Source organism: Flavobacterium sp. 1 (assembly GCF_002797935.1).
Classification (GTDB): Bacteria; Bacteroidota; Bacteroidia; order Flavobacteriales; family Flavobacteriaceae; genus Flavobacterium.
The window spans coordinates 1,578,398-1,605,108 of record NZ_PGER01000001.1; the positions used below are offsets into that span (position 1 = coordinate 1,578,398).

Below are 26,711 nucleotides of genomic sequence, written 5' to 3' on the forward strand. Positions count from 1 at the left end.
ATTACTTTAAACGTTTAAAGCGTTATTTCTTTAATAAAATCTACCAAAATATTGAATACAAAGCAACTAACACTCCTATTATAATGAGGCTGCCTGCTAAAAAACCATTATTGACTTTAAACATTTTTGAATCGACTTCTAATCCCTTTACATTGACTTGTCTCTTGGCATCAAATAAGCTAATTGCAATCATCAACAAAACACATATTACAAATACAAATCCCATTCGGTCTAAAAAAGGAATTTCATAAGCGAATGTCATGTCTTTTTGTTCTACCAATGTGGCAAATCCTGTACTGCTCAAGAATTCTAAATTCATAAAATTTGGCAGGAATTTGAATATTACTGATAAAATAAAACCTCCAATTGTAGCAAACATGGCTGCATTAGAGCTCGTTTTTTTCCAGAAGAAACCTAAAATAAACATAGCAAAAATCCCTGGACTTACAAATCCGGTATACTCTTGAATAAATTCAAAACCTCCTTTTTTGTCAATACCTAAGAAAGGGGCTATTATCACGGCAATAAGCATAGAAACTACAACTGTCATTTTACCTACTTGCACCATTCTCTTTTCGGTGGCTTCAGGCTGAATTTTTTTCTTAAAAATATCAAGCGTAAAAATAGTAGAGATACTATTTACTTTTCCTGCCAATGATGCAACCACAGCTGCTGTTAAGGCTGCAAATGACAAACCTTTTAATCCCGTTGGCAATAAGTTCAATAATACAGGATAGGCTCTATCAGGATTTAACACTCCGTCAGTTCCAAGCATTTCGGTTTGCAAACCACCTTTCATGTGAATGACAAAAGCAGCAATTCCTGGTAATACCACAATCACAGGCATCAATAGTTTTAAGAAAGCAGCAAACAAGATTCCGCTTCGGGCTGTTTTTAAATCGGCTCCTAAAGCTCTTTGAGTAATGTATTGGTTACAACCCCAATAATTTAGGTTTACAATCCACATTCCTCCCAACAAAACCGTTAATCCCGGTAAACTGGGAAAATTGGCATTATCCTTCTTGAAAATCATATGAAAATGATCCCCGGATTGATTCATCATATAGTTGAATCCCTGAACTATCCCATGCTGTCCATTTAAGTCAGCAACCTTATCTAAAGCTAAATAAGTAGTTACTAAACCACCAAATATTAAGAAAACAACCTGAATAACATCGGTGTATCCAATAACTTTCATTCCTCCTAAGGCAATAATAATGGCAAAAATAGCTAAAGCATACATACATAAATCGATATTGATTCCTGAAATCCCATTTATGGCCAATGCCCCTAAATAAAGTATGGAAGTCAAATTAACGATTACATAAAGTAACAACCAAAATACAGCCATAATCATGGCAACATTTCCATTATAGCGCTCACTTAAAAATTGTGGCATAGTATAAATCTTGTTCTTTAAATAAACAGGAATAAAAAAGACGGCTACGATAATTAATGTCAATGCAGCCATCCATTCATATGTGGCAATTGCTAATCCCATTTTGAAACCGTTTCCGGACATAGCTATAAACTGTTCCGAAGAAATATTTGAAGCTATTAATGATGTTCCGATTGCCCACCATGTTAAAGAACCTTCAGCAAGAAAATAATCGTGAGAAGCTGAAATACTTGCTTTTTTCTTTCGATTATGGATATAAAATCCGTAACCTGCAACCAGGAAAAAATAGAATAAAAAAACCAGGTAATCATATAATTGTAATGAATTCATGTTATTTGTTTTTAGTTATTAGTTAGTTATTGGTGTGTATTTGAAATTTTTAAATTTGACAGAACCTTCTCCCATAGAACAAAGTCCGATACGAACCCCCAGAAAACCTCCAAAAGCATTGTGATGAAAGCCTGATATTTCTAATGAATTTTCAATTTTGAGCCAGTCTTTACCATTTAGGCTATAATATAGGTCAACATTATTATTTATATTTTTTATCTTCAAAAATACATGTCCTTTTAATACATTGCTTTGGGTTTGAAACTGCCATCCATTATTGCTAATTAAAATTAATACTGTTACATCTTTTGATTACCTGGATATTATTTTTTCTTTGCCTCTTTGGCTCCTTCCATCATCGCTTTTAAAACTCCTCTATCCAATACTTGTCCTGAATCACGATTAAATAAGTTATTGGGAGTATCCCAATAATAAGGTATAATTCCGTTTTCAAGTGCCGATTTTACAACATATTTACCAAAGAATTCCACAGATCTTTCGTTAAGTACCTGATCTGAAGGAGCACTAAGTTTACGTTTATAGGCCCCAAATTCACCTAGTATTACAGGGATTCCCTTGTCAACATATTTTGTTCTCAAGTCGCCAAAAAGTTTATCAACCATTGCTTCTTCTCCCCAGGCAGAATTATGTTCCACATCAGTTTTAGAATGATTGTCTTTACCCCAATAGTAAAATGGCTTGCCCCAGGATGCCTCTTTTTCCATCAGACAAAATTGAAAAGGAGTATAATAATGCACTTCAACCATCATACGCTCTTTAATTTTATCTTTAGGTAAACTGTTCATTAAATCGAGCGTTTTCTCGATATTTGTTTCCGGCCCCTGAACAATGATTGTTCTGGAAGCATTATTGCCCCCTGTTGCACGAACAGCATCTACAAAAGTCTGATAATAAGATATTAGGATATCGAGTTGTGCAGCATTAGCGGCATTAGGTTCATTTGCCCCTGCGAAAAGCAGGTGTTTGTCATAATTTTTAAAGTATTTTGCTATTTGGGTCCAATAAATATATTGTCTTTTGTTTACCTCTTTCTGATTGGCTGCATTAATTCTGTTTTCTAACCAACCTTTGTCCCAGTGCATATTAATAATTACATAGAGATCGTCTTTAATACAATAATCAACTACTTCTTTTACACGTGCTATCCACTTTTTATTTATTTTATTCGAAATTGTATCAGAATGGCAAAACCAGGATACCGGAATTCGCACTGTATTGAATCCGGCTGCCTTAACAGAATCTATTAATTTTTGTGATGTCTTTCCTGCTCCCCAGGCATTTTCATCGCACGTTGCTTCGAGTGTATTGCCTAAGTTCCACCCAACATGCATCCTTTTAGCGATTTCCTGTGCTTTTGGCAACTGAGACCACACATTTGCAGACATTAAAAGCCCGGTAACAATGATTATTGATTTGATTGATTTGATTGATTTTCTCATTTTAAAATATTTATTTGGCTAGTTTTCATAATATGATATTCCCCTTTTGCGATGATGATTATTTATCTAATTAAAACCTATTAAATTATACTGCTTCTGTCTTTAATTCAGGTCGATTTATAAACTTATTATTATCATGAAACAATCATTTTAAGGGAATGTAAAACTAACTTTTATTAAATATTTAAAAGGCTTTAAAATGTATTACATATCAGGCTTAAATGTGTTATTTGCCCCTTTTTTAGCTTTGGAATCGAAGTTTATAGTGAATTAGTTTATTTCTACTGTTTTTAAATTCGTTTCATTTACTTAAAGTGAACTAACATTATGCACAGCATAGAAAGTTAAAAAGAGTAATTATTGCTATATGCTTTTTTGTTTTTTAATCATTTTATTTGCTCTCCTAGCAAATACTTTACTTTCTTTTATAAACCATCTTAAATTCGCCAACGGTTTGCAGATGTTTTTCTTTCGTCTGTTTAGTTGTGCATCTAAATGCAAAAAGCCCTCACCGTTTTTGCAGTCAGGGCTTTTTCTATATAAAAAAGTTTGTCTAGAATTTTCCGTTGTTATTTTTCCAGTTTTCTTTTGGTGTCATTGGCTCAATTGTATCCCAATGTTCCGCAATTTTTCCGTTCTCCACCCGGAACAAGTCATAAAAAACATTATAGTCTTTTCCAAAGTGTCCTTCGCTTACCACCAATACAAAATTTCCTTCTCCAAGTACTCTATGAATTTTATCGTATTTCAAAAAGATACCTTGCTTACCCAGTGCTTCAAGAGTTGCACCAAGTCCTGAAAGTAAATCAGGAATATTTGGATTGTGTTGAATATAATTGTCTCCGTCAAAATACCCTGCAAGTTTTTCCATTTTACCGTTTACTAAAATGTCGTCAACAAAACTTCTTACAAGTATTTTGTTCGCTTCTGTTTTGTCAAGATCTTTCAGTTCTGTTGTGCCGTCAATCATTGTGTGTCCGCTTGGGTTTGGTTTTGCAGTTTCTTGCAAGTTGTCCCAATGCTCTACAATTTTACCATCTTCAAAACGGAAGATGTCAAAACCAATTTTTGGTCCAAAGAAATTATAGTCTGTATGTGTGAAAACAAAATCTCCATCTTGAAAAGCACGAACAGTATTCACTTTTGCTGAATTAGGTGGTAGAGATTGTAACAAAGCACCAAATCCTGCTAGTCCATCAGCAACACCTAAATTGTGTTGAACATATTTGTTTGCATTAATGTATCCAACGGGTTCTGTTGCACCTGTTTCAATTGATTTTAGTAGGCTTACTACTTTTTGTTTATTGTCCATTTTACTGTTTTTTATTAATGTTAATTTTCCTTTTAAGTTTAAAAATGTGTGATCCGGAGATGTGATATTGGTATAAACAATTCCTTTTTCAAAATCTTCTACATGAGTAACTGTTGTTCCTGATTTTTCTTTCCAATACACCATATATACGTTGGGACGTATCTCTGTTTTGGTAATAGTCACTGTTTCAGATGCACCAAATCCAGCATTGGTTAATGCTTTCCAAGTTAATTTTGTTTCACTTTCAAAATTTAATTCAAAGGCATAAGCTCCAAAATCAGCTTTGAATTTATTTCCAATAACCTTGATCTTGTTTTCCGTTTTACTTTTCTTTTGTGCATAAACTGTAGATAATCCAAGAATTGAAATTACCGTGGCTATAATTAGATTTTTCATTTTAATGTGTTTTTAATTTCACAGCAAAAATACAGCGAACTATAAAAACGGAAAAGGTAGAAATCTGCCTTTGAATGATACTTTTACGGCAAAGTGTTTTTTTCTCTAAATTCGACAGGTGTAGTAAAACAATGTTTTTTAAAGTACTTAATAAAGTTTGTAGGTTCTTCGAATCCTAAATTAAAAGTAATTTCTTTAACACTTTCAGTTGTGTGTGCCAATATTCTTTTGGCTTCTAGCATTATTCTGTCGTTAATTATTTCTTTAGGTGTTTTACCTAAAACTTTTGTAGTTGCAAGATTTAAACGCTTTTCAGTAATACTAATTTCTTTAGCATAATAATTTACTTTTTTTTGATTTTTGTATCCTGTTTCTAAAAGCTGTTTAAATAACATTACATAATCAAAATCAGCATCTTGTTTAATTTCAGTAAAATTTTGTTTCCGTCTTTCTCTTTCAGAATATAACAGGAAATTTTGTAGTAGATTTTGTAAAATGTCAGCTTGGAAAGTATCTTTGACATTTTGCAACTCATCTGTCATTTGCTCTAGCAAATCAGTAAATAATTTGGATTGCTTTTGTACTTGAATTTGTGAAATTGAAAAGAAATCATTGAACAAAATACTGTTCCGTAAAAATTTGATATCGTTTTCTGTCTTGCAAAAAAAACTATCTGTAAATAAAATTACCTTGCCATCATAATTATTTTTACTATCAAAGCGTTGAACTATGTCCTTGTTAAGAAATAACAATGTATTTGGTTCTATTTTTACAGGATTAAAGTCGACTAAATGTGTTGGATAGCCTTTTTGAAACCAAATAATATGATAAAAACCTGTCCTGTGTGGAGTTGTCAAAGTGTCTTCAAACTCTTTGTATAAATCAGCTATTCCAACAATTTCAAACTCTTGAGGAAGTCCTTCTTTGAATGTATATTTTTTAATATTGGACTTTATTTTGTGCTGCTTTATCATTTTAGAAAAAGATAATACTTTCTTTATTTCTTGATTATAAAAAATAAACTTATAAAACTACTTGTTACTATTGTAAAAAACTGTCCTGATGTATCCAATTTTGTGTCACAATCGTGCATTGATTCATTTTTTATTCTTCAATTCAACCCATTTCTTAACTTCTTTCTGATTTCGGAAAATAACCACTTCTGTTTTATCCCCGTTAACCGACTTCCTGGCTTCAAGCAAATCGTCAAGATTATTGGTTTTTCGTGAATTGAACGCCAGAATCACATCGTTGACTTGCAAGAACTTAGATGCGTCCGATCCGACAACTACTTCCAATACCAACACTCCCAGTATATCGTTCATTCCTGTTGCCGACTGTTCACCCAAAGTTGTCAGGTTCTTTACCTTTGCTCCCAGGAAATCTATTACCACATCATCATTACTCTTTTTAAAAACATCGATTTTAGGAATGTTAACTTTTTTAGCCAAAGCTTTTAATCCCGGCGAAACAACGCCAAAACTATTCATATCGAAATTTTTAAACCCCACTGAAAAAGCTATGGAACCTTCTTTTAGTCTAAAATCACCTTCTTCAGGATTCACAAAATCAAAACCTCCATATACAGAATGTTGATCTGTTCCTCTTGCCTTAGCTTCTTTCAGAGATGCTAAATCTGGAAAAACATTATAATCTGTTTCTTTTCCCCAAACATCAATGTGAATTGGTGCATATCCTTTGAAAACAATATTATGTTTAAACACATCATTACTATTTTTAAACCACACGTGCGGATGAAAAGTATTGTTGACCAAAATATTATTTTCAACCATTCTATTCACACCTTCCCGTAACTTAATGCCTCCATTTAAGCATAAATTATTACGAATAATGTAATTACTGGAACCATCATCCAAATCGATATCCCAGCCATGGTCGCAACGCATGCGGTTATTTTGGATAACAATTGGTTCCACCACATCGGCCAGAGCCAAATCATAATTGTTTTCAACAATCGAATCCATCACTTTTTTATCTGGATGCCAGTACCGGTCTCTCCCCCATGAATTGAACGAGCCATGATCTCCGGTTTCTTTTACAGTGTTAAAAATATCATTGTATTCTATGATATGACCGCCCCAGGTTCCTTCATTTACATTTACCCCGGCTCTTGGAATATCATAAATGGTATTGTGGCTTACTGTTATATTTTGGCACATGGACAGCTGTATTCCTGCCGACTGTTTTTCTACTGTTCCTAAATCAAACATCAAATTATCATACACCTTACATTCTGCCGGATAATTGTTTGTTTTTGGCCCTGGAGTACGATCCATTTTATCTAACGGTACATATTGATAATATTGAAAGCTTGGAGAACGTACTGCACCTGAATCACCTACAAAACAAAATGCGCTGGCACCTATTTCTGAGATCAGGCATCCTGACACCTCACAATTGCGATTATAATTATTAAAAAAAACGGCATTCCCGCCAAGATTAGTAAGTGTACTATTTTTGAGAGAACAATTTACAGTACCATCATAAAATACAGCACCTCCTCGATAAATAGTCCAGTCGCTTCGCAACAATGGTTCTTTATTATCCATAAAGGTGCGCAGGGTTTGCGTCAATGCTACTCCTTCAATACTAATGTTTTTTACTGGCTTGATTTCTGATCCCCTGAATTCAAACAGATGGGCTATTTGCGGTGTTTCAAACTTTGCCTTTTTCATATTCAGGTTTTTTGGAGGGCAGTAATATAATGTTTTGGTTTTTTTGTCAAAAAACCACTCATTGACAGTATCCAATTCTTCAAAAACATTTTCGACAAAACGATATTTGTTGTGCATTCCCATTTGCCTGTTGTTTTGCCAACCTCCTTCAAGAGTTAATTCTCCATTTTTATCTTTTCCTGTAATGAGGTAATGATAATCTCCCCACAGTGAAGAATGCAGGGCGTGTACATAGCCTCCTTCAGGCGATTTCCACAGACTGGCTCTTTCTTTTGATACTGCATCAGCTGCAAATCCTTCATAATATTGAGCCGTTGGGTCATAATTTGGATATCGGGCCATTCGTTGCAATTTCCCATTCACAAACAGTTGGTCAAAAATGAGATCCTGCGTTACTTTTGCCTGCCATATTCCATTTTTATTTGCTATCCATTTCAAATTCAAAACCTCGCTGCCGCTGATAGTTACTTTTTGATTATCAAAACTTTTAATAGTGAGTTTTTCATTTTCTTTTCGGGAATCCTCAGATGTAAATACAATAGGCTGATCTAAATAATAAGTTCCTCCTATTAGGTAAATATCAACGCTTCCTGAGATTTTACGTGCTACAGATACTGCTTTACTTATTGTAGCAAATGGTTTTGTTTTTGTTCCTTGACTAGTGTCATTTCCTTTAGGAGCAACATAAAAACTGGTCTGTGCAAACAAAGCTTTTGAATACAAAAGAATTAATGTTATAATTATTGTTTGAGTTTTATTCATCTTATTCTGTATATATTTTTAAAAACTTCCACTCACGAGTGATCAGTTCACGTCCAAATGCTGTTGAATGCATCATCCCAAATCCATACCCATGACCTCCTGATTGATAAATATGAAAATTTTATACTCTGCTACTTTTTAATTATTTTGAAAGACTTTGTAAAATTTGTCCCAAATACTTTTACTATATAGATATTTGGTGTTAATGCAGTCCCCAGTGCCATTTCACTTTTGATATCTGACTGTTCAATAGTTTCAACAGATCTTCCTAACATATCAAAAACTGAAATACGCACTATTTCATTAGGTTTTTCAACTGTAAGATTTATTGTTTTTGAAGATGGATTTGGGTACAAAACTATCTGATTATTAGACAAAACAGTATTGTTTTCTATACCCAAAGTACTTAAATCTTCGGTATATGTTATTCCCTGTACAGCTAAATAAGCCCTTCCAAATACATTATTATCTCCTACAATCATTTCTATTCCTCCATATTGATGTGCATCATCATTTATTCTAATCCAGTTTACACCTTTATCTGTTGATCTGAAAAGCCCTTTTACACCTCCAACAGTACCCCAAATAAAAAGAGTTGGGTAAGCCGCATTGGGTGCTGCCTTGCCAATACCTATTGAGCGGCAATATGTAACATTAGAAATAGTAGTATAAGTCTGTCCGTGATCGATTGAATATTTTAAACCATTGTTTGCAAGAGGTACCCATACGTGTCCTTCATATCCAAGTACCGGACGTATTAACGTTGTTGACCATGGCACAGAGGTATACCCGGGATTACCTAAAGCTGAAAAGCTGACTCCTTTATTAGAACTTACATACATTTTTCCGTCGGACGGATTATAAATGTAAAAGTAATTACTGTTCATCGGATCTGCTACGGGTATCGCTCCCCATACGGCAACACCAGTCGATTCTGTCCAGTTAGTCCCATTATCAGTACTATAATAAACTTTTTGCTGTTGAGAAAAATTAGCATCATTTGGACAGTTAATAATAGTTCCTCCGTCAGCACTTAATGCCAACCTTCCTCCCGGCCCTTTAGTGGTGGTACATCCCGTCCATGTAGCTCCCATATCGGCGGAATAATAAACCTGCTTTCCGCCATCACTAGATCTTGCCAGTTTATTGGTATTGCCGGCAGCAAAAACAACGCTGCGGTTTGTACCTACATTGGGCTGAAGAAGCTGTTGCGGAAATGTAGTGATATCATTGAGTAAAAAGCCGTCCATGTCGCCCATTGCGCATACAAACGGACCTCCCGGGATGCTTATACCGTCCAGAAAAGCAGTTTCTTCAATCCCGATAACATCTAATTTCCAGACAGGATTTGTAGCTGTAATATTGGGACAGGTAAAGATTCCCCCTCCTCCTACAACACGCACTTTATTGCTATCAAAAGGGTCAAAAACTGCACATTCGGCCCAGTTTACCTGACCCGCAGTATATCCTATACCATTATTATTAAATGTACTATTAGAACCATTCTTTATAGTCCAGGTTGAACCTCCATCGGTTGAGAAATAAATAAAATCTCCCCAGGCAGTACCGTATTGATTATTATTATAAACTCCTGTTGTTGAAATCACTACCCTATTGACATTTGCAGGATCGATATCGACACCACCATAAGAAAGAGAAGTATTGCCCCATGTTAATGGCGTAACATTCGTCCAAACACCGGTTGAAGTGTTCAGCTTAAATACCCTGCCTGCATTATTGGTCCCAGGTCCTTCAGAATCTGCATAAGTCACATACATTGTAGTCCCCTGCAAAACAGCCCTGTGTGGCATAAAATCAGTAGTAGGAGATATTGGAGTAAATGTAACTCCTCCATCTGTACTTTTATAAAAGTTGGCATTACCTGCACCTTTTCGTGAAACACCTATATACATGGTCTTTGTAGTTCCGCCTGATGCTGTTGATGGGTCAAAAAGGACAAAACAAATTCCGTTCTCATTAGGAGTTGATGTTACTCCGTTCCAAGCAAGATTCCATGTAACACCACCGTCAATACTTTTCCATAAACCATTAGCTCTTGTGCCACAAAATAAAACGCTACTGTTGTGCGGATCCACTACAAGCCTTTCACCATTTCCTCGTCCATATCCATTTCCATGAGCTTTGAACTTTGATGTAACATCGACAACTGTGAAAGAATTTCCTTTGTCGGTAGATTTCAGAATAGCAGTCGCCCCATTATTTATATAAGAAGTTCCACATAACATATAAATATTATTAGGATTTTGCTCATCAATAGCCAAAGCTTCCACACCCATATAACCTCCTTGTCCATCGGGAATCCAGTTAAGCAACTGAACCCATTTATTGCTTACCGCATCCCAACGGTAAGCACCTCCAACATCAGTACGGCAGTAAATATCTCCGGTTGTTTTATGGCTAATAACACCAGTTACAAAACCTCCTCCTCCAATTGGTATATTTTTGAATGTAAACTGAGCAAATGAAGAAACAGTACTGACCAGCAGGAATATTATAAAAATTATTTTTTTATTCATAATTGAGTCTTTTTTATGCTTTAATAGGTTAAAAAATTTAAATCATATTTAATCTGAACTGCCGGGTTTATACATAAACTTATCAAAATCAGCATAAGCTTTAGTATTTTTATTTTGAGAAGCGGCATATAATCCAATATAAACTCCGGTGAATCCCCCATTAGTTTCAGAACTCAGATACCATACGTTTATCTTGTTTAAAAAATTAAATTTCTCCCCGTCCACAGAATAATAAAACGAGTAAAAGTCCTTATCTCCTTTAACCTTCAAATAAATTTTATCACCGGGAATTTCCATCTCGTATGCGGTTTGGTTCAACACCCCCATATGATAACGTACTAACAGTTTACGCTTGCCTTTTTCCGATTTTTTTAAAAAGATGTCATAATGGGCCTGAGGCGAGTAGTAAATTGTCATTCCCGCTTCGTCATCTTGCATTGCATCATTTAAAGATAGCACAGTGGTAGCCGAAAAATCAATATGTTCCTGTCTGCGTCCCACAAAAGTAGGGGAATCAGCAGCATCCAAAGAAACCGGGCTTGCTTTCAGCCTCAATGAACCTTTCTTTTCCGTCAGAGAATAATTTTTCATGAATGGGTTTCGGAGATAGTTCCAATCAACACCCAACTTCGCTTCATCAAAATCGGTAGAGAGGGCTTGCTGCTTTACAGGTTTTAAAGGTAAAGTAGGTACATTCATATCTATGTTTACTGTACCGTTGCCATTTATCACTGGCCAGGCATTTGCATCCCATCTTACCGGAGCCAAAAATGTTTCACGTCCTATTACGTGATGCAGTAAGCTTTGTGGACGAAAGCCCAGGAATACTATCCACCAAGAGCCATCATGAGCCTGAACAAAATCGCCATGCCCGGTACCCTGAATTGGGTTGTTTTGAGAAATTTCATTTATGTGCGTAAAAATCGGATTAGAGGGGTTAGACTCATAAGTCCCATAAAGAGATTTGCTGCGTGCAATCGTCATTTTATGTCCATACTCGGTACCACCCTCAGAAATCAATAAATAATAAAATCCATCTTTTTTATAAATATGCGGTGATTCAGGATAACGTCCTCCTGTACCATTCCATACGATTCTGCTTTCAGTAAGTTTTTTTCCTGTTTTAATATCTATTTCAGAAATGGTGATGCCTTTGCCATTTGACACAAAGTAACATTTGCCGTCTTCAAAATATAACGTAGGATCAATACCTCCCTGATCTACATAAACAGGTTCAGACCATTCGCCGGCAGGATTATCTGTATACACATAAAAATTTCCACTAGATACATTTGTGGTCACCATATAAAAAAGACCTTCGTGATAACGGATTGTCGGTGCATAGATCCCGGCAGAAGGCAGGCATTTGTCTAATTTGAGTTGGGAAGGTCGGGTTAGACAGTGTCCGATTTTTGTCCAGTTAATTAAGTCTTTACTATGAAAGACCGGAACCCCCGGAAAATATTCGAAACTACTGGTTACTAAATAATAATCATCACCAACCCTGCACACACTCGGATCCGGATGAAAACCGGAAATGACAGGATTTTTATATCCCTGAGCGTTAGAATAGTGATAGAAACCAAAAATGCAAATTATAAAAACAATTATTTTTTTCATATTTAAAATTTATTTAAAATCAATTACAATGGCCTATTTTTTTGATTTCAAAAAAAATAAGATCGTAAAACTACTTATTACTATTATAAAAACATGGCCCCTAATGTATCCGATTTAGTACCGTTTTCATGTCTTTTGTTGATATTCGAGGCATATTGCAGGAGAAAAAAACCAAAACAAAACTATAGCTTCATTATGCTTGCTTTTCGTCTTACACTGTGGTCTTGAGTTTAATAAAATAACTTTGCAATAATCTCAATTTTTTTTAAAAGAGAATAAAAACATAAGTCGTTACTATTTTAGAGATTGTATTTTTTTAGTAATTTATATTGCGAAAATATTATTCATAAAAAGAAAATTAGAAAAGCTATATTTTTTTCATTTAGAAAAATCCAAACGAGCACAGGTAGAGTCAATTTGAAACGTTGATGCCAAATGACCTCAGACCGAAAAAAACATTATCCAGATTTTATGTGTCTATTTCAAAATAAAGTCTTCAGTACCTCTGATATCAGTGGCCGAAGCTCCAATCATGATTTTGAATTTACCGGGTTCTGCAATCCATGCATTTTTTTTGTCATCGTAATAAGAAAGGTCTTCTTTTGTCAAGGTGAAACTCACCGTTTTTTCCTCTCCCGGTTCTAAAGAAATTTTCTTAAACCCTTTTAGTTCTTTAATTGGACGTGGCAAACTTGATGCTTCATCATTAACATACAGTTGAACTGTTTCCTTTCCTGCAACTTTGCCTGTATTTTTTACTAGAATTGTCACCATTAATGAATCGGCTGCTGTAATTGATTTCGAAGAAACGGCAGGTTTTCCGTATTGAAATGTTGTATAACTCAATCCATATCCGAATGGAAAAAGAACAGGAATGTTTTTAGTGTCATACCAGCGGTAGCCTACTAAAATATCCTCTTTGTAATACACGTTGACACCATCACCCGGATAACAGAGTTTGTCAAAGGCATGTGCCCCGACATCTTCCAGTTTTTTAGGAAAGGAGACAGGGAGTTTCCCTGAAGGGTTTACGTCACCGGAAATAATATCCGCCAAAGCATTTCCGGCCTCAGAGCCAAGATACCATCCTTGTACAATAGCTGGTGTTTTATCCAGCCAAGGCATCAAAACCGCATTTCCGCTTAGTAAAATTACGGCAACATTTTTATTGGCTTTCTCTATCGCTTCAATCAGTTTATCTTGTCCGAATGGCAAACTAAGGGATTTACGGTCACCACTTTCACAATCCTGAAAATAATTTTTATTCAACCCGCCGACAAAAAGGACTACATCGGCATGACGGGCAACTTCAACGGCTGCGTTTTGCAATGAGTCTATATTTAATTTGGAAGGTTCTTCTGCCCCGTATAGTGACGGACCTGAAGCATATCCCATGCTGTAAACAATATGATTTTCACCGTATTTATTCTTTAATCCCTGCAATGGTGTAATTTCATAAGCAGCTTTCAGCGACGTAGAACCTCCACCAACAATCAGGCTGCGTACAGCATTTTCGCCTATCACGGCAATCTTTGTGTATTTGCCAGCAGGAATGGGTAAAAACTGTTTGTTATTTTTAAGAAGGACAATACCTTCATCTGCTATTTGTCTCGCTGCTGAGCTGTGTTCGGGTGATACAAAACGACCGAAAGGACGATTGGCGCTCATAGTGGTACGAAAAATCATTCGCAGGATTCTGCTTGCTTTATCATCAAGCTTTGACATTTCATATTCCCCAGATTTGATTCCTTTCAAAAACGGATCGGCCAAAAAATAGCTGGAAAAAGGGAAATGTCCTTGTGTTGTCAATCCATTGGTATAGGTGCCCATTTCAATATCAAGTCCGCCATTGACCGCTTCATCGGTATTGTGCACACCGCCCCAGTCACTGACCACTACGCCATCAAACTTCCAGTCATTTTTCAGGATTTTGTTCAACAAAAGGTCGTTGTGACAGCAATGCACGCCCCATATTTTGTTATAGGCGCCCATGATGGACCACACATTCCCTTGCTGAACGGCAGCTTTAAAGGCCGGAAGGTAAATCTCGTGCAACGCACGGTCACTTACATTTACATTAATTTCGCCACGGGAAATTTCCTGATTGTTCAATGCAAAGTGTTTTACGCACGCAGCAACTCCATTGGACTGTACACCCTGAATGTATGGAACCACCATGCGTGAGGCCAAAAAAGGATCTTCGCCCATATATTCAAAATTCCGGCCATTGAGCGGTGTACGATAAATATTGACTCCCGGTCCTAACAACATGGTTTTGTTTCGGTATCGGGCTTCTTCTCCAATAGATTTACCATAAAGCAGCGATATCTCGGGATTGAATGTTGCCGCAAGACATGTTAAGGCAGGAAAAGCGGTGCAGGAGTCATTCGTCCATTGCGCCCCGCTCCATTCATCCCATAATTTCTCATCGCTCACACCATGCGACCCATCGGCAGACCATACATCTGGAATGCCCAGCCGGGGAACTCCTTTTGAACTGAATTTCGACTGCGCATGACAGAGGGCTACTTTTTCTTCTAACGTCATCTTTGACAATGCGTCCTTTATACGAGCTTCTATAGGTTTGCTTTCATCTAAGTAAACAGGCTCTTGTGCCCATCCGCAAACAGACAACAGACTAAATAGTAATACTAAAACGTTAATTTTTCTTTTTTTCATAATATTGTATTCTCTTCTATTATTTATCAAACTACTGTCATATCAATTTATTTATGACGGAATTGATAACTGAGTCGGGTCTTTCAATTAATTCTAAAAACAGACTATTTTTATTTCATTTCATAAGTAGTCACTTTATATACCGCAGGAGTTTGAACTTCTGTATTCTTGGCTGATTCCAATACAGGTTGGTTTAGTCCAGGCTGGGGAGGAACTATTTGTCCTTCTAAAGTCTGGGTAATCTTTACTTCACGCCCTTTTACAAGCAGGCGGTCATGATGCCAGGTTTCGTCACCATTAAGCATACGGGAAGTTATCCACTTTTCGCCTTCAAACTTTCCTTCAAACACTTGGCCAATGCGAATTTTTTTTGATGGATTACTCGATTCAAATCTTAGTCGTGCTGTAATGCCTGCTACTATATATTCATCCGGTGCCGTTTGAATAACCAGGCCATATCCAGTAGTGTTCCAATTATCATATTCCACAATTACTTTATCATCGCCAAATGTAAGCGTGTCGGTGGTACTGTTTTTAGTGCGCATAAAACCTCGCATTTTTCCTGTACCCTGATATTTAATTATATAGGGCATTAATTCATTTATTACAGAGATTGACTGCCTGTAAGCTAAATTGCCATAAGCATCTTCAATCCCAAAAGGAGAAAAGCAAATAGCATCATGTTCTGCGTAGGCATAAAAAGCCCGGGCCTGTTCAGTTGTGCTTTCAGGAATAAAAAGCGGATTATCATATCGATGATACATCGCCACTATTTCTTTATAGTTGGGTTCATAAATATCAGGGGCGCAGAAATCGATATAAGGCGCAAAGGCTTTGTAAATATCCATTACTCTGGATACTGGTCCACCGTTTGGATATACTCCGGGTAAATCAGTAGGTTTTAGAACCAACCAGCAATTTACATACATAGGCAGGTTTAGTTCTTTTTTACCCAATCGGGCTATTTCATTTATATATTTGGCATATTGCCATGTCATGAAAAAGTTTTGTGCACTTTTCATTTCATCAGCAAATATTTCAGACCAAGTACCTTTAGTTTTGCTTCCATTTTTTTGCCAGACAGATTTCATTTCCGGGCTCAAATTATTTGTATTTTTTTGTAAATACTTAATTAAGGTTTCCGGAACCTGAGACTTAAATAAGTCAAGTGCCTGTTTATTGTAATCGATGTCCTGAAAAGCACCAACTTCGTTTTCAACTTGCATCATTACCACAGTATGATCTTTGTCTATTTCTTTGATTCGTTTCATTAATTGCACATAAGCCTTAGCATCTGCCATCTGTGCTTCCTTACAAAAAGCTGAAATTACTTCTCCAGTCTCGCCATTACTTTGTTTTAATTTAAAAAACCGTTTTGAATCTTTTTTTACCCAAAGCGGCGTATAAGTGGAAAGTCCATTTTTCCAGCTTGCAAACCATATAATACAAAGTTTTAGTTTGCTTTCGCGAGCCTGGGCTATCATCCCGTCAATAAGTGAATAATCAAACTTTCCCTCCTCAGGCTCAAATTGTTCCCATGCAATTGATGCGATAGCTGTATTAAGTCCCATTTCTTTTAATTTTGAGAAAACGGGTGCCAAATAAGTTAAATTGGAAGAGGTGGAATTATGCAGCTCTCCGGCAACCATAACAAAGGGTTTACCATCAACATACAGTCTGGTCATATTACCCTCTTTCTTTAATTGAGGTAATTCCTGAGCTTTTAAATAAGCTGAGAAAAATAAAAAAGTAAATAGAACTAATTTTTTCATGAAATAAATATTTTTGATGATTTCAACAAAATATAAATCCTTGTTGAATGTTTAATTTGTAATGTAATTTGTTTGCTGCCAACATCTCAATTCTTCTAAAAAAACAGTTATTCCCAACTCATTCGGGAATAACTGTTTTTGTTTATTATTTTGTAATCACATCCACTTCTGCATAACCAGCAACATTATCTCCAAAGGTGTTTTTCAATGCACGCAACTTAATGTAACGCCCCATTACCGGTGCAAAATTTTTGATTTGCATCAAAGGGTTATTTTTTATATTCGAAAACTCACCTTTATCAACTAATTTCCAACTCACATTGTCGTCTGATGTATAGAACTCGTATGTAGTAACAATACCAGAACTCCATTTATTTTGATCAGGCGTGTATTTAAAACCAACAATGTTTTTACTATTTCCAAGATCAATCACTAAATCTATCGGCATTTTATTGTCTTTATAATGCCATACAGTTGCTGGATTTCCGTCAAATACTGCAGTAGCATTATTATCGTTTATCCCTACTAATTTCCAGTCTTTTTTAGAAACATCAAATTTTTCTACACCAACTGGACTGCTCTTGTGTGAAGTAGGATCAAAAGAAATTGCTTTTATCTCCATTTTACCGTCAGCTATAAATGGACCTGTATATTTTTTTGAATTTGAAGTAGGTTCACTACCGTCTAATGTATAGTAAAAAATTGGTCCAATATCATTAGTCGATATCGTTACTTCGCCAGATTGATTTCGGATAATTGATGGAGCATACAAGAACACTGGAGCATCATAAATTCCGATATTAGAAATAACAGGGTTGCATTTTGAGTCATTAACATTGAAACGTACCTTAGTTGCATTTACAGCAGAAAAACGAAGGATTCGTTTGTAACCAATGGTAGTTCCGCTTGCTACTTCTTTCCAGTTTCCATCCACAAAGGCTTCTACAGTAAAGGATTTCACACGTTGACCCAAACGGATGTATTCCTGTGCCATAAAACGGTTGAAAATGGTAGGTTTACCCAAATCAATTGTTAATGATCCCGTTTTGATATTATCATCCGTAGTCCAATAGGTATTTTTCTTTCCATCTACCGCCAAATCAGCCCCAAACTTTTTTGATTTTTCACGCACATTTGAAGCTGTTGCTTTTTTGTTTTGGGCAATGTTTGTTGCAAAAGATTCTTTTACAGCTTTACCAAATTCGATGGCATTCTTTTCATCGGTTGGGTGAATCAAACCGTTTGGCATAATTGGAAAATTCAGCAACATAGTTCCGTTGCGTCCAATAGAGTTGTAATAAAGATCCATCAATTGGGGAACTGTTTTTACTTTATTGTCTTCGTCTGGATGATAAAACCACTCTGGACGAATGGAAGTATTTACTTCGGACATCACCCATTTATTCCCGTTTTCAACCCCAAAATGCAAATTGTTCCATGGAACATCACCCGTTGCGTTCAAGAGACTCCAGTTCGTTTCACCTACATTTCCATCCTCGGTTCCAACCCAACGAAGGTCTCCTCTTTCACCACCATCGTTCCAAATCACACATTTTGGTTGCAATTTATGAATCAATGCGTATGTGGTTTTCCAGTCGTAATATGTCTTAGCATCAATTTTACGAACTTCGTTAGCTCCACCATAATATCCATCTCCACCATTAGCACCGTCAAACCACACTTCGAAAATTTCACCATAATTAGTAAGAAGTTCTGTCAATTGGTTTCTGAAATAAGTAATATATTCCGGTTTTCCATAATCAGCGCTATTTCTGTCCCAAGGTGACAAGTATATTCCAAATTTCAAACCGTATTCTTTACAGGCATCAGCCATTTCGCGAACCATATCTCCTTTACCATTTTTCCATGGAGCATTTTTTACTGAATACTCCGTGTATTTAGATGGCCAAAGCGAAAATCCACAATGGTGTTTAGCAGTAAGAATAATCCCCTTCAACCCAGCTTCTTTGCAAATGCGTGCCCATTGACGACAATCTGATTTTTCTGGATTAAATAGTTTGACATCTTCATTACCAAATCCCCACGACTGATCCGTGTAGGTGTTTAACGAGAAATGCACAAAAGCATAACTTTCCATTTCCTGCACTCTCATTTGGTTCTCAGAAGGTGTCGGCCCACAGGCTGCTGGAGTTTTTATCTGAGCAACACCAACACTAGTTGATAAAAACGCAAGAATGACTGCGTATAAAAAAAATCTTTTCATTTGATATATTGTTTATTCTAATTACTATTTAAGCGTTTTTATATTTATTGAAGTTTCTTCCAATCCATTGGATGATACCGATAATTTAATTTCACCCGCCTGATGATTGCTTTTTATTACTACCAAAGCTCTACCTTTCCATGCTTTACGAGTGTTGCCTAAGTATGGTTCGAAGTCTTTCAAATCAGCATTGTCTACTCCTGCAATGACACCCGGCCCATCAATTTTAAAATGCAGACGATTGGCAGCGTTCGGTTGGAATATTCCATCCTTGTCTGTTATTTCAATAGTTATGAATGATAAATCCTGTCCGTTGGCCAGTATTTCTTTTCGGTCGGCAGTCAATTTTATTTTTGAGGCATCGCCAGCAGTCTGCAGAATGGCTGATTCCATTTCCTTATCATTTTCTACTCCAACAGCTTTAAGCAAACCTGCAGAATATGGAATCGGAAAAGTAGCCTTAAATTGCTCCTCTTTACTGTTTTTTTGTTCACCAACCAATTTGTCGTTCAGGTATAACCTTACTTTTGGATATTTTGAATATACCTCAACCTGAACAGTTTTTCCTTCAAAACCAGGCCATGTCCAGCTTTCCCATGTTGGATAAACCGACCACCATGTTTCTTTGATTTCCAAAGGTTCCAGGGCTGGTTCACGAACTGCCATGTAGAGTTTTTCGTTAGTATTATGCAACAGGCTTCTGTAATGGGAAATGGGTTTTCTCCAGCCAATCAAATCTATATCACCGCAGTAGGCACCATGATAAGGGAAGAAATCATTTTCCCAGTGCTGGCCGGGAACTTCTCCCGAATAATAATAACGACCGATACCTGATTCGCCCAAATAATCCATCGCTGTCCAAACAAAATCCCCGATTACATAATTATTTTCTTCCACCAGTTTCCAATTGTTAAAAGCATCTTTTGGATAGGATTCGGTTTGAACTATGATACGCGAAGGCACTCTTTTATGATCGTCCGGGGCAGTATGCAGGTTGTAATTATAACCTGCAACATCGTGTGCCGCCATCAGCGGATCGAACACTTCCCACTTTCCGTTAGCTACAATTGCGGATGTAACAGGACGGGTATTATCTATTTTCTTTACTGTTGCTGAAAGCATTTTAGCTGTTTCAACGGCCTCAGGATCTGCCCGTTCGGGTATTTCGTTACCTATGCTCCACATAAAAACTGAAGGATGATTGCGATCGCGCAATACCATGGCTTCCAAATCACGTTGCCACCACTGGTTGAAATATTTAGAATAATCATTACTGTTTTTCCCGACATTCCAGCAATCGAACGACTCATCCATTACCAGTAAACCTAATCTGTCGCAGGCGTCAAGAAATGCCTCAGAAGGCGGGTTGTGGGAAGTTCTCACGGCATTGAATCCACCGGCTTTGAGCAATTCAATTTTGCGTTCCTCGGCACGATCAAAGGCAGCTGTACCTAAGCAGCCATTATCGTGATGTACGCAACCGCCGTTTATTTTTACTGTTTTACCGTTAAGCTGAAATCCATTTTCGGCAGTAAATTTTATGGAACGGATACCAAAATTGTTTTTTGTATCGTCCAGCGCTTTTTTATCTTTTATTACCTGAATCCGGGCCTGATATAAATGCGGTGTTTCAGGTGTCCAGAGCATAGGGTTTGACACTTGTATGGTTTGGGTTATTTCCTTCTCGCCATTGGCAGGAAGCTCAACCTGTGTTTGACTGTTTCCAACACTTTTAGAACTCTTATCCAAAAGATGGGTTGTAACAACAATTCTCTGTAGCGATCCTGTTTCATTTTTAACCTTGGTTTTTACCAGTACTGTCGCCTTTTTTGAAGATACTTCGGGAGTTGAAATAGCAACACCCCAGTTTGCCAGATGTACCGGATTGGTAACCATCATCCAGACATGGCGATAGATTCCTGATCCACTGTACCATCGGCTGTTCATCTGTTGTGAATTATCAACACGTACCGCAATAACGTTTTCTTTTCCAAAAATCAAATATGGTGTAAGGTCATAACTGAATGAAGAGTAGCCATAAGGATAAACACCCAGCGATTTTCCGTTGATAAAAACTTCAGAGTTCATATAAATACCTTCAAAATAAATAGCTGTTTTTTTTGCTTTCCAGCTATCAGGTACCTGAAAGGTTTTGCGATACCAGCCAATTCCTGACGGAAAATATCCGCCACCTCCACCAGTAGCATTTTTAGGGTGAATTTTTCCTTCGATACTCCAATCATGAGGTAAATCCAGTTTACGCCAGCTCTGATCATTGAAATCATTTGTTTTGGCTTCAGAAGCGTCGCCTAAAAAGAATTTCCAGTCAGAATCAAATAACTGTTTTCTTTCCATCCCGTTTTGTGCATATCCTGAAAGAAAGCTTATACATAGTATAAATAAGAATACTAGTTGTTTTGTAAAATATTGTTTTTTATATGAATTTAAGCTGTACATTTTGTTACGTTTTATATTTCTAAATACCTTAGGATAGTATATAGTATTATTATTCAATTTATAATTGAGAGTTATTTAAACACTATTCGACCTTGAACACGATTGCCGTTGCAAATGGCATTTCCGCCGGACAAGTGACAACGAGACCATCAGTTTCCAGTTTCCATTGCAATTTCCCTTTGTATCCAAGCAATTTCACATCTTTAACAGGCTTGCTAAAGTATTTTGCATCGGTACCAAGAGATTTGATTTTCAACTGTGCTCCCGGAACAGGTACGTTCATACAAAATGCGTAGCATGCACCGTTCTTACCAATTGTGAAACGAATGTCCTGAGCATCGAACCTGAATTCTGCATGTTTACGATTCAACGCACCACCAGGAAGCATTTTCAACTTGCCGTTAATTTGTTCTCCTTCTCCAGGAATCGTCCATGCATGGCTTCCGTAAACAGCTTCCCCATTTCGTTTCATCCAGACACCAACTTCTTTCAACATTTTCATACTGCCTTCGTCCAATGAACCATCAGGCAAAATGGAAATACATAAAGCTGCATTACCATCGCGGGCAATGGCTTCGATAATATAGCGAATCATCATTCCCGAATCGTAGGTAAAACCCGGAGCATAGAACCAGTCACCAACCGGAGCTTCTGCGATCCATGGCTGATCGGTTTTGATCTCGACCGGAACACCAAATTCTTCAGTGTTTACTGTACCATTAGTCTTTTTTCGGAATTTCACTATGCTGAAAGTATTCACAGAGCCACGATTTTTGAGTGTGCGATTGTAGTAATCGGCTATAACGGTTTGCATAGCATCTGCTTTAAGGCCGGTTCCAGTTCCATCACCGGTAAAAGGTCCTTGTACTGTACCATCGGTATAAATAAAATCAGGGTCATAATGCTGTACTACATCCATCATCCTTAACGCCCATTTTGATGCATACCACTTTGCGTAATCAAGGTGATTCGTGAATATGCCTGCCGGTGGAGGTGACCATCCTGAATAAGCAGCCTCGGTTACACCTTTGTACTCGCGCAGATTAATGCCGTAAAGCAACCGTGGATCATATCCTTCCCACCATTTACCTTTGCCATCGGCAAGAGTCAGCCCCCCATCATAAGGCACACCTTTTTTAGCACCTTCTTTATCACTGCCAAAAGCCGTTTGCCACCACCACCAGGTATATTCGTGGTGAAATGTTACACCATAATGCATTCCATTGGCACGGCAAGCTTTCGCCCATTCGCCAATTAAATCACGCTTTGGACCGATATTTACGGAATTCCATGGTTGATATTTTGAATTCCACATATCGTAGTTATCGTGATGTACTCCTTGAATCATCAGAAAACGAGCACCTGCAGCCTTATAAATTTTGGTAAGCGTAGCCGGGTCAAGCTTTGTTGGATTCCAATCACGAAGTACTTCCTTATACCCTGATTCGGATGGGTGACCGTATTTCTTGAAGTGATTTTTATAGGCAGTCGTACCTTCCGTGTAAAGTTTTCGTGCATACCAGTCACCGCTTTCACCTGCCGCTTGTGGCCCAAAGTGAACCCAAATACCAAACTTAGCATCCCGAAGCCATGCCGGTTCACCAGGATAATTTTTCTCAATGGATTCCCAGGTTGGTTCAAACGGGCCGGATGCGATGGGAATATTCAATTTCATTTCGGGAAACGATTTTAAGTCACCAACTGTAATACTGTCTTGCGGCAAAATGGTTGATACCGAAGGAAATGCTGGTAACAAATAAGGTTCAACATTCGATTTTGGCTTCGTTTTTTTATTTTGGGCATTTAAGCCAAAAATCGTAATTGAAATAATAAAGACAATTTCTAAAATCTTTTTCATTGGTTTATAATTTATATTGTTTATCTGACTTATTTGAATGAACTTAATTTCCCAACATATTCCATAATAAATCCAAAGTGATAGGACTTATTACCGGGATTGGTATATTTTTCCATTGTTTTGGCACCCCAGGTATCATCACCACCAACCCCGTGAATATTCAAATCAATATTCAGGTTAATAAAATTACGTTTCGGAAGCTGGTAATTATGCGTTGTGTTTTCCAAATCGTATTCTGTATAAGGCCATGCTCTAAAATTTAGTGGCTGCAAACCTGTTATCTTAATGGTATTATCGTTTTGAGCACCAAAAGAAAACCAACGAACTTCGCAGCGATTTGCATTATCCTGCGGCACCGGATATGGAACCACAAAATTTTCTAATTCCGAATGATATAAACCAATCAGCGAAGCAGTTTTCCTGTCTGGATAATTTTCGTGTGGTCCCCGGCCATACCAGTCAATGGTACTATAGTTATCCGGAATACGAACCCTCATACCAAATTTGGGAATCAGGGGGATAGTATCACCCAAAGGTGTATATGTTGCCTCGACCTGTAATTTTCCTATACCGTTTAATTGGTAGTTCAGCGTATAGTTGGCACCAATAGTTGGCAGATTCATATCAAACTTAACAGTTGCTAAATTGCCTTGTTTAACTATAGCAACATTTTTAACAATCCTGTTTTCTGCTGCTTTTTTCCATTTGCCTAATTCTCCCGAATAACCGCTTTGCTTTTGATTATCATTCGGCGTTTTCCAAAAATAAGATTCAAGCCTGCCCATTAGCAACTCTTGCCCGTTAGCTTTCCAACTTACCAATGAACCATTTTTCCGGTCAATGGTGAAGGACATTTTTTCAGCTTTTAGTTCAATTTGTGAAGCTGATTCTGTCACAATTACCTGTTTTTCAACTGGTAATATATTTGTCCAGTTATAAGGTTTGATTACAAACTGCTCACGGGCAATGCAAAAACCTTCTTCTGCCCAAAGAGTTGCAGTCTTGAGTTTAGCATAAATATTCAAAACTATTTCCGAGGAAATCGTACCTGTCAACTGCGGTGAAGGAATCATTATATTTGAAGATGTCCCTGGCAAAATGGCATCGCAACTGAACTTGCCTTTTTGTAACGATTTGCCATTCGATGTATATTCGTATTCAAAATCGAAATTGCGAAGCGACAGGAAATCAAAATGATTTGTAACTTTAACCGCTATCTCCTTATCATTTAAAAGCTGAAATATTACAGGCTGATACACTTTCTGAACCTCGAAATAGTGAGGATATGGCTTTCTGTCGGATGAAACCAAACCTTTGATACTGAAATTTCCATCGTTTGGTTTATCTCCAAAATCACCGCCGCAAGCCCAAAATTCATCGTCCTTCAATTGGTAATCATCAGGATGTTCGGTAAGTTTTAGAGGGGAACCATCTTTTTTCTTTGTTAAGCCCTGGTCTACCCATTCCCAAATAGCAGCACCGGTAAGGCTTGGATCAGCATAAATTACATCCCAGTATTCCTGAAGATTTCCACCCGAATTACCCATTACATGCGCATATTCACGCATAAATACTGGCCTGTCTTTTATGTTTTCTCCTAACTTTTTCAGACCGTCGGGATGCAGGTACGCATCATCGTAAATAGCTGAGACACTTCGATCTGTATCAGAATAAATTAATCTGCTTGCATCAAGTTTCTTCACGGTATCGGCCATGGCTACTAAGTTTTGACCACTGCCGCCTTCATTTCCCATTGACCAGAAAATAACGCAGGGGTGGTTTTTATCCCGCTGTACCAACGAAACAGCTCTTTCAACATGTGACTTTTTCCACATCGGGTTATCGCCTATCTCTTTATTTCCAATACCAAAACCATGTGATTCCTGATTTGCTTCGTCCATTACATAGAAACCGTATTTATCACAAAGTTCATAAAACAAAGGTTCGTCAGGATAATGGCAGGTACGGATCATGTTGATATTGGCCTGTTTCATCAGCTCCAGATCGCGGATTATCATATTCCTGCTCACGTGCTTTCCTGTTCGGGGATGCTGTTCATGACGGTTTACACCTTTAAGTTTAACTGCTTTGCCATTGATATAAAATACATCTCCCAGAATTTCAATTTTACGAACGCCGAAATAACATTCAGCCTTGTCAACAATCTCATTCTTATTATTTTTGAGTTTTAAAATAAGATGATATAAATTCGGTGTTTCGGCAGACCATAGCTGGGGATGTTTTATCAAGGAGTTCAATTCGATTGATACCTGCTTTGATTTTTGAATCACTGCAGTTTTCTTGGAAAAAGAAAGATCAACCCATTCCCCTTGTGCAGAAAAACCTGAAACTTCAGCGTCTACGTACAGCCCTCCACTATTTTGGTTTGAGCGATTATCGATATTCAGGTCGATAGAAATATTAGCATTGTCAAACGAATTGTCCGGCACAGCTTTCACAAAAAAGTCGCTGATATAGCTTTTGGGACGGGCAATTAAGTCAACATCCCTAAAAATACCGCTCAATCGCCACATATCCTGATCTTCCAGGTAGCTGCCATCGCACCATTTGTAAACTTCAACAGCCAGTTTATTCTCTCCTTTATGGATGTATTTTGTTATATCAAATTCGGCAGGCGACATCGAGTTTTCGCTGTAGCCAACCTTTTGTCCATTTATCCAAATATAAAATGCTGATTGCACACCACCAAAATTGATGAATACCTGTTTTTGGTTCCAACTTTCAGGAATGGTAAAGGTGGTACTATAACTGCCCACCGGATTTCGCTGAAGAAAACTTGTAAAATGTTTTTCAGGTTCGTTAGTTACTTTTGGAAAATCAGGCTTGAACGGATAGACAAAGTTAGTATAGATCGGAGTTCCAAATCCCTGTAGTTCCCAGTTTCCCGGAACCAGAATATTGTCCCAATTTTTTGTTGAATAATTCTCCGTATAAAAATCAACCGGCCGCGATTGCGGATCAGGCGACCACTTAAATTTCCAGATACCGTTTAGCGACTGAACCATCGAATTATTCACTTTTTCTTCGGACAAAAAACCATACGCATGTGGTTTTTCCTTGTTTATGCCATTAATATCCGGGTTTTCCCAATCGGGAAGACTTTGAGCATACAGAAAGTTTATTGAGAAAAATATAATTCCCAAAAAGAGTTTTTTTAGCGCGTTATTTAATTCTTGTAATAACATTTT

The 26,711-nt window shown here is 37.2% G+C and carries 14 protein-coding genes; all 14 read right to left on the bottom strand.

Features of this window, described 5'->3' with window-relative positions; all coding sequences use genetic code 11:
• Positions 1-40: 40 nt before the first annotated feature.
• The 14 genes from CLU83_RS06455 to CLU83_RS06520 all read right to left on the bottom strand — a co-directional run bounded on the left by CLU83_RS06455 (position 41) and on the right by CLU83_RS06520 (position 26,708).
• Positions 41-1,729: a sodium/solute symporter gene (locus CLU83_RS06455; RefSeq protein ID WP_100430846.1), complete on the bottom strand. Its 1,689-nt coding sequence runs from the start codon at positions 1,727-1,729 to the stop codon at positions 41-43.
• Positions 1,730-1,747: 18 nt separating this feature from the next.
• A complete protein-coding gene (locus CLU83_RS06460) occupies positions 1,748-2,020 on the bottom strand; it encodes a hypothetical protein (RefSeq protein ID WP_369828796.1) in 273 nt (90 codons plus the stop codon).
• A gap of 32 nt (positions 2,021-2,052) precedes the next feature.
• The gene (locus tag CLU83_RS06465; protein WP_100430847.1) at positions 2,053-3,189 is read right to left on the bottom strand and encodes a glycoside hydrolase family 5 protein; all 1,137 of its coding nucleotides are present in this window, start codon (positions 3,187-3,189) and stop codon (positions 2,053-2,055) included.
• A gap of 553 nt (positions 3,190-3,742) precedes the next feature.
• Positions 3,743-4,897 (bottom strand): hypothetical protein, encoded by a 1,155-nt coding sequence (locus CLU83_RS06470; protein ID WP_232726997.1) that lies wholly within the window; start codon positions 4,895-4,897, stop codon positions 3,743-3,745.
• 83 nt (positions 4,898-4,980) lie between these two features.
• On the bottom strand, positions 4,981-5,871 hold the full coding sequence (locus tag CLU83_RS06475; RefSeq protein ID WP_100430848.1) for a helix-turn-helix transcriptional regulator: 891 nt from the start codon (positions 5,869-5,871) through the stop codon (positions 4,981-4,983).
• 123 nt (positions 5,872-5,994) lie between these two features.
• Complete coding sequence (locus CLU83_RS06480; RefSeq protein ID WP_232726998.1) at positions 5,995-8,355, bottom strand: right-handed parallel beta-helix repeat-containing protein; 2,361 nt, start codon at positions 8,353-8,355, stop codon at positions 5,995-5,997.
• 131 nt (positions 8,356-8,486) lie between these two features.
• The gene (locus tag CLU83_RS06485; RefSeq protein WP_100430850.1) at positions 8,487-10,892 is read right to left on the bottom strand and encodes a T9SS type A sorting domain-containing protein; all 2,406 of its coding nucleotides are present in this window, start codon (positions 10,890-10,892) and stop codon (positions 8,487-8,489) included.
• 48 nt (positions 10,893-10,940) lie between these two features.
• A complete protein-coding gene (locus tag CLU83_RS06490) occupies positions 10,941-12,512 on the bottom strand; it encodes a glycoside hydrolase family 43 protein (protein WP_100430851.1) in 1,572 nt (523 codons plus the stop codon).
• Positions 12,513-12,989: 477 nt separating this feature from the next.
• Entirely contained in the window at positions 12,990-15,191 is a 2,202-nt protein-coding gene (locus CLU83_RS06495) for a glycoside hydrolase family 3 C-terminal domain-containing protein (RefSeq protein ID WP_100430852.1), read from the bottom strand.
• A 110-nt stretch (positions 15,192-15,301) separates the two neighbouring features.
• Positions 15,302-16,963 (bottom strand): DUF5597 domain-containing protein, encoded by a 1,662-nt coding sequence (locus CLU83_RS06500; protein ID WP_100430853.1) that lies wholly within the window; start codon positions 16,961-16,963, stop codon positions 15,302-15,304.
• Between the two features lie 145 nt (positions 16,964-17,108).
• Positions 17,109-19,187 carry an alpha-L-fucosidase gene (locus CLU83_RS06505; RefSeq protein ID WP_100430854.1) on the bottom strand — a complete coding sequence of 693 codons (2,079 nt, stop codon included), beginning with the start codon at positions 19,185-19,187 and terminating at the stop codon, positions 17,109-17,111.
• Between the two features lie 24 nt (positions 19,188-19,211).
• On the bottom strand, positions 19,212-21,542 hold the full coding sequence (locus CLU83_RS06510; protein WP_232726999.1) for a sugar-binding domain-containing protein: 2,331 nt from the start codon (positions 21,540-21,542) through the stop codon (positions 19,212-19,214).
• Between the two features lie 184 nt (positions 21,543-21,726).
• On the bottom strand, positions 21,727-23,502 hold the full coding sequence (locus tag CLU83_RS06515) for an alpha-L-fucosidase (protein WP_100430856.1): 1,776 nt from the start codon (positions 23,500-23,502) through the stop codon (positions 21,727-21,729).
• 29 nt (positions 23,503-23,531) lie between these two features.
• Positions 23,532-26,708, bottom strand: a complete 3,177-nt coding sequence (locus tag CLU83_RS06520; protein WP_100430857.1) for a glycoside hydrolase family 2 TIM barrel-domain containing protein — start codon at positions 26,706-26,708, stop codon at positions 23,532-23,534.
• Positions 26,709-26,711: the final 3 nt, after the last annotated feature.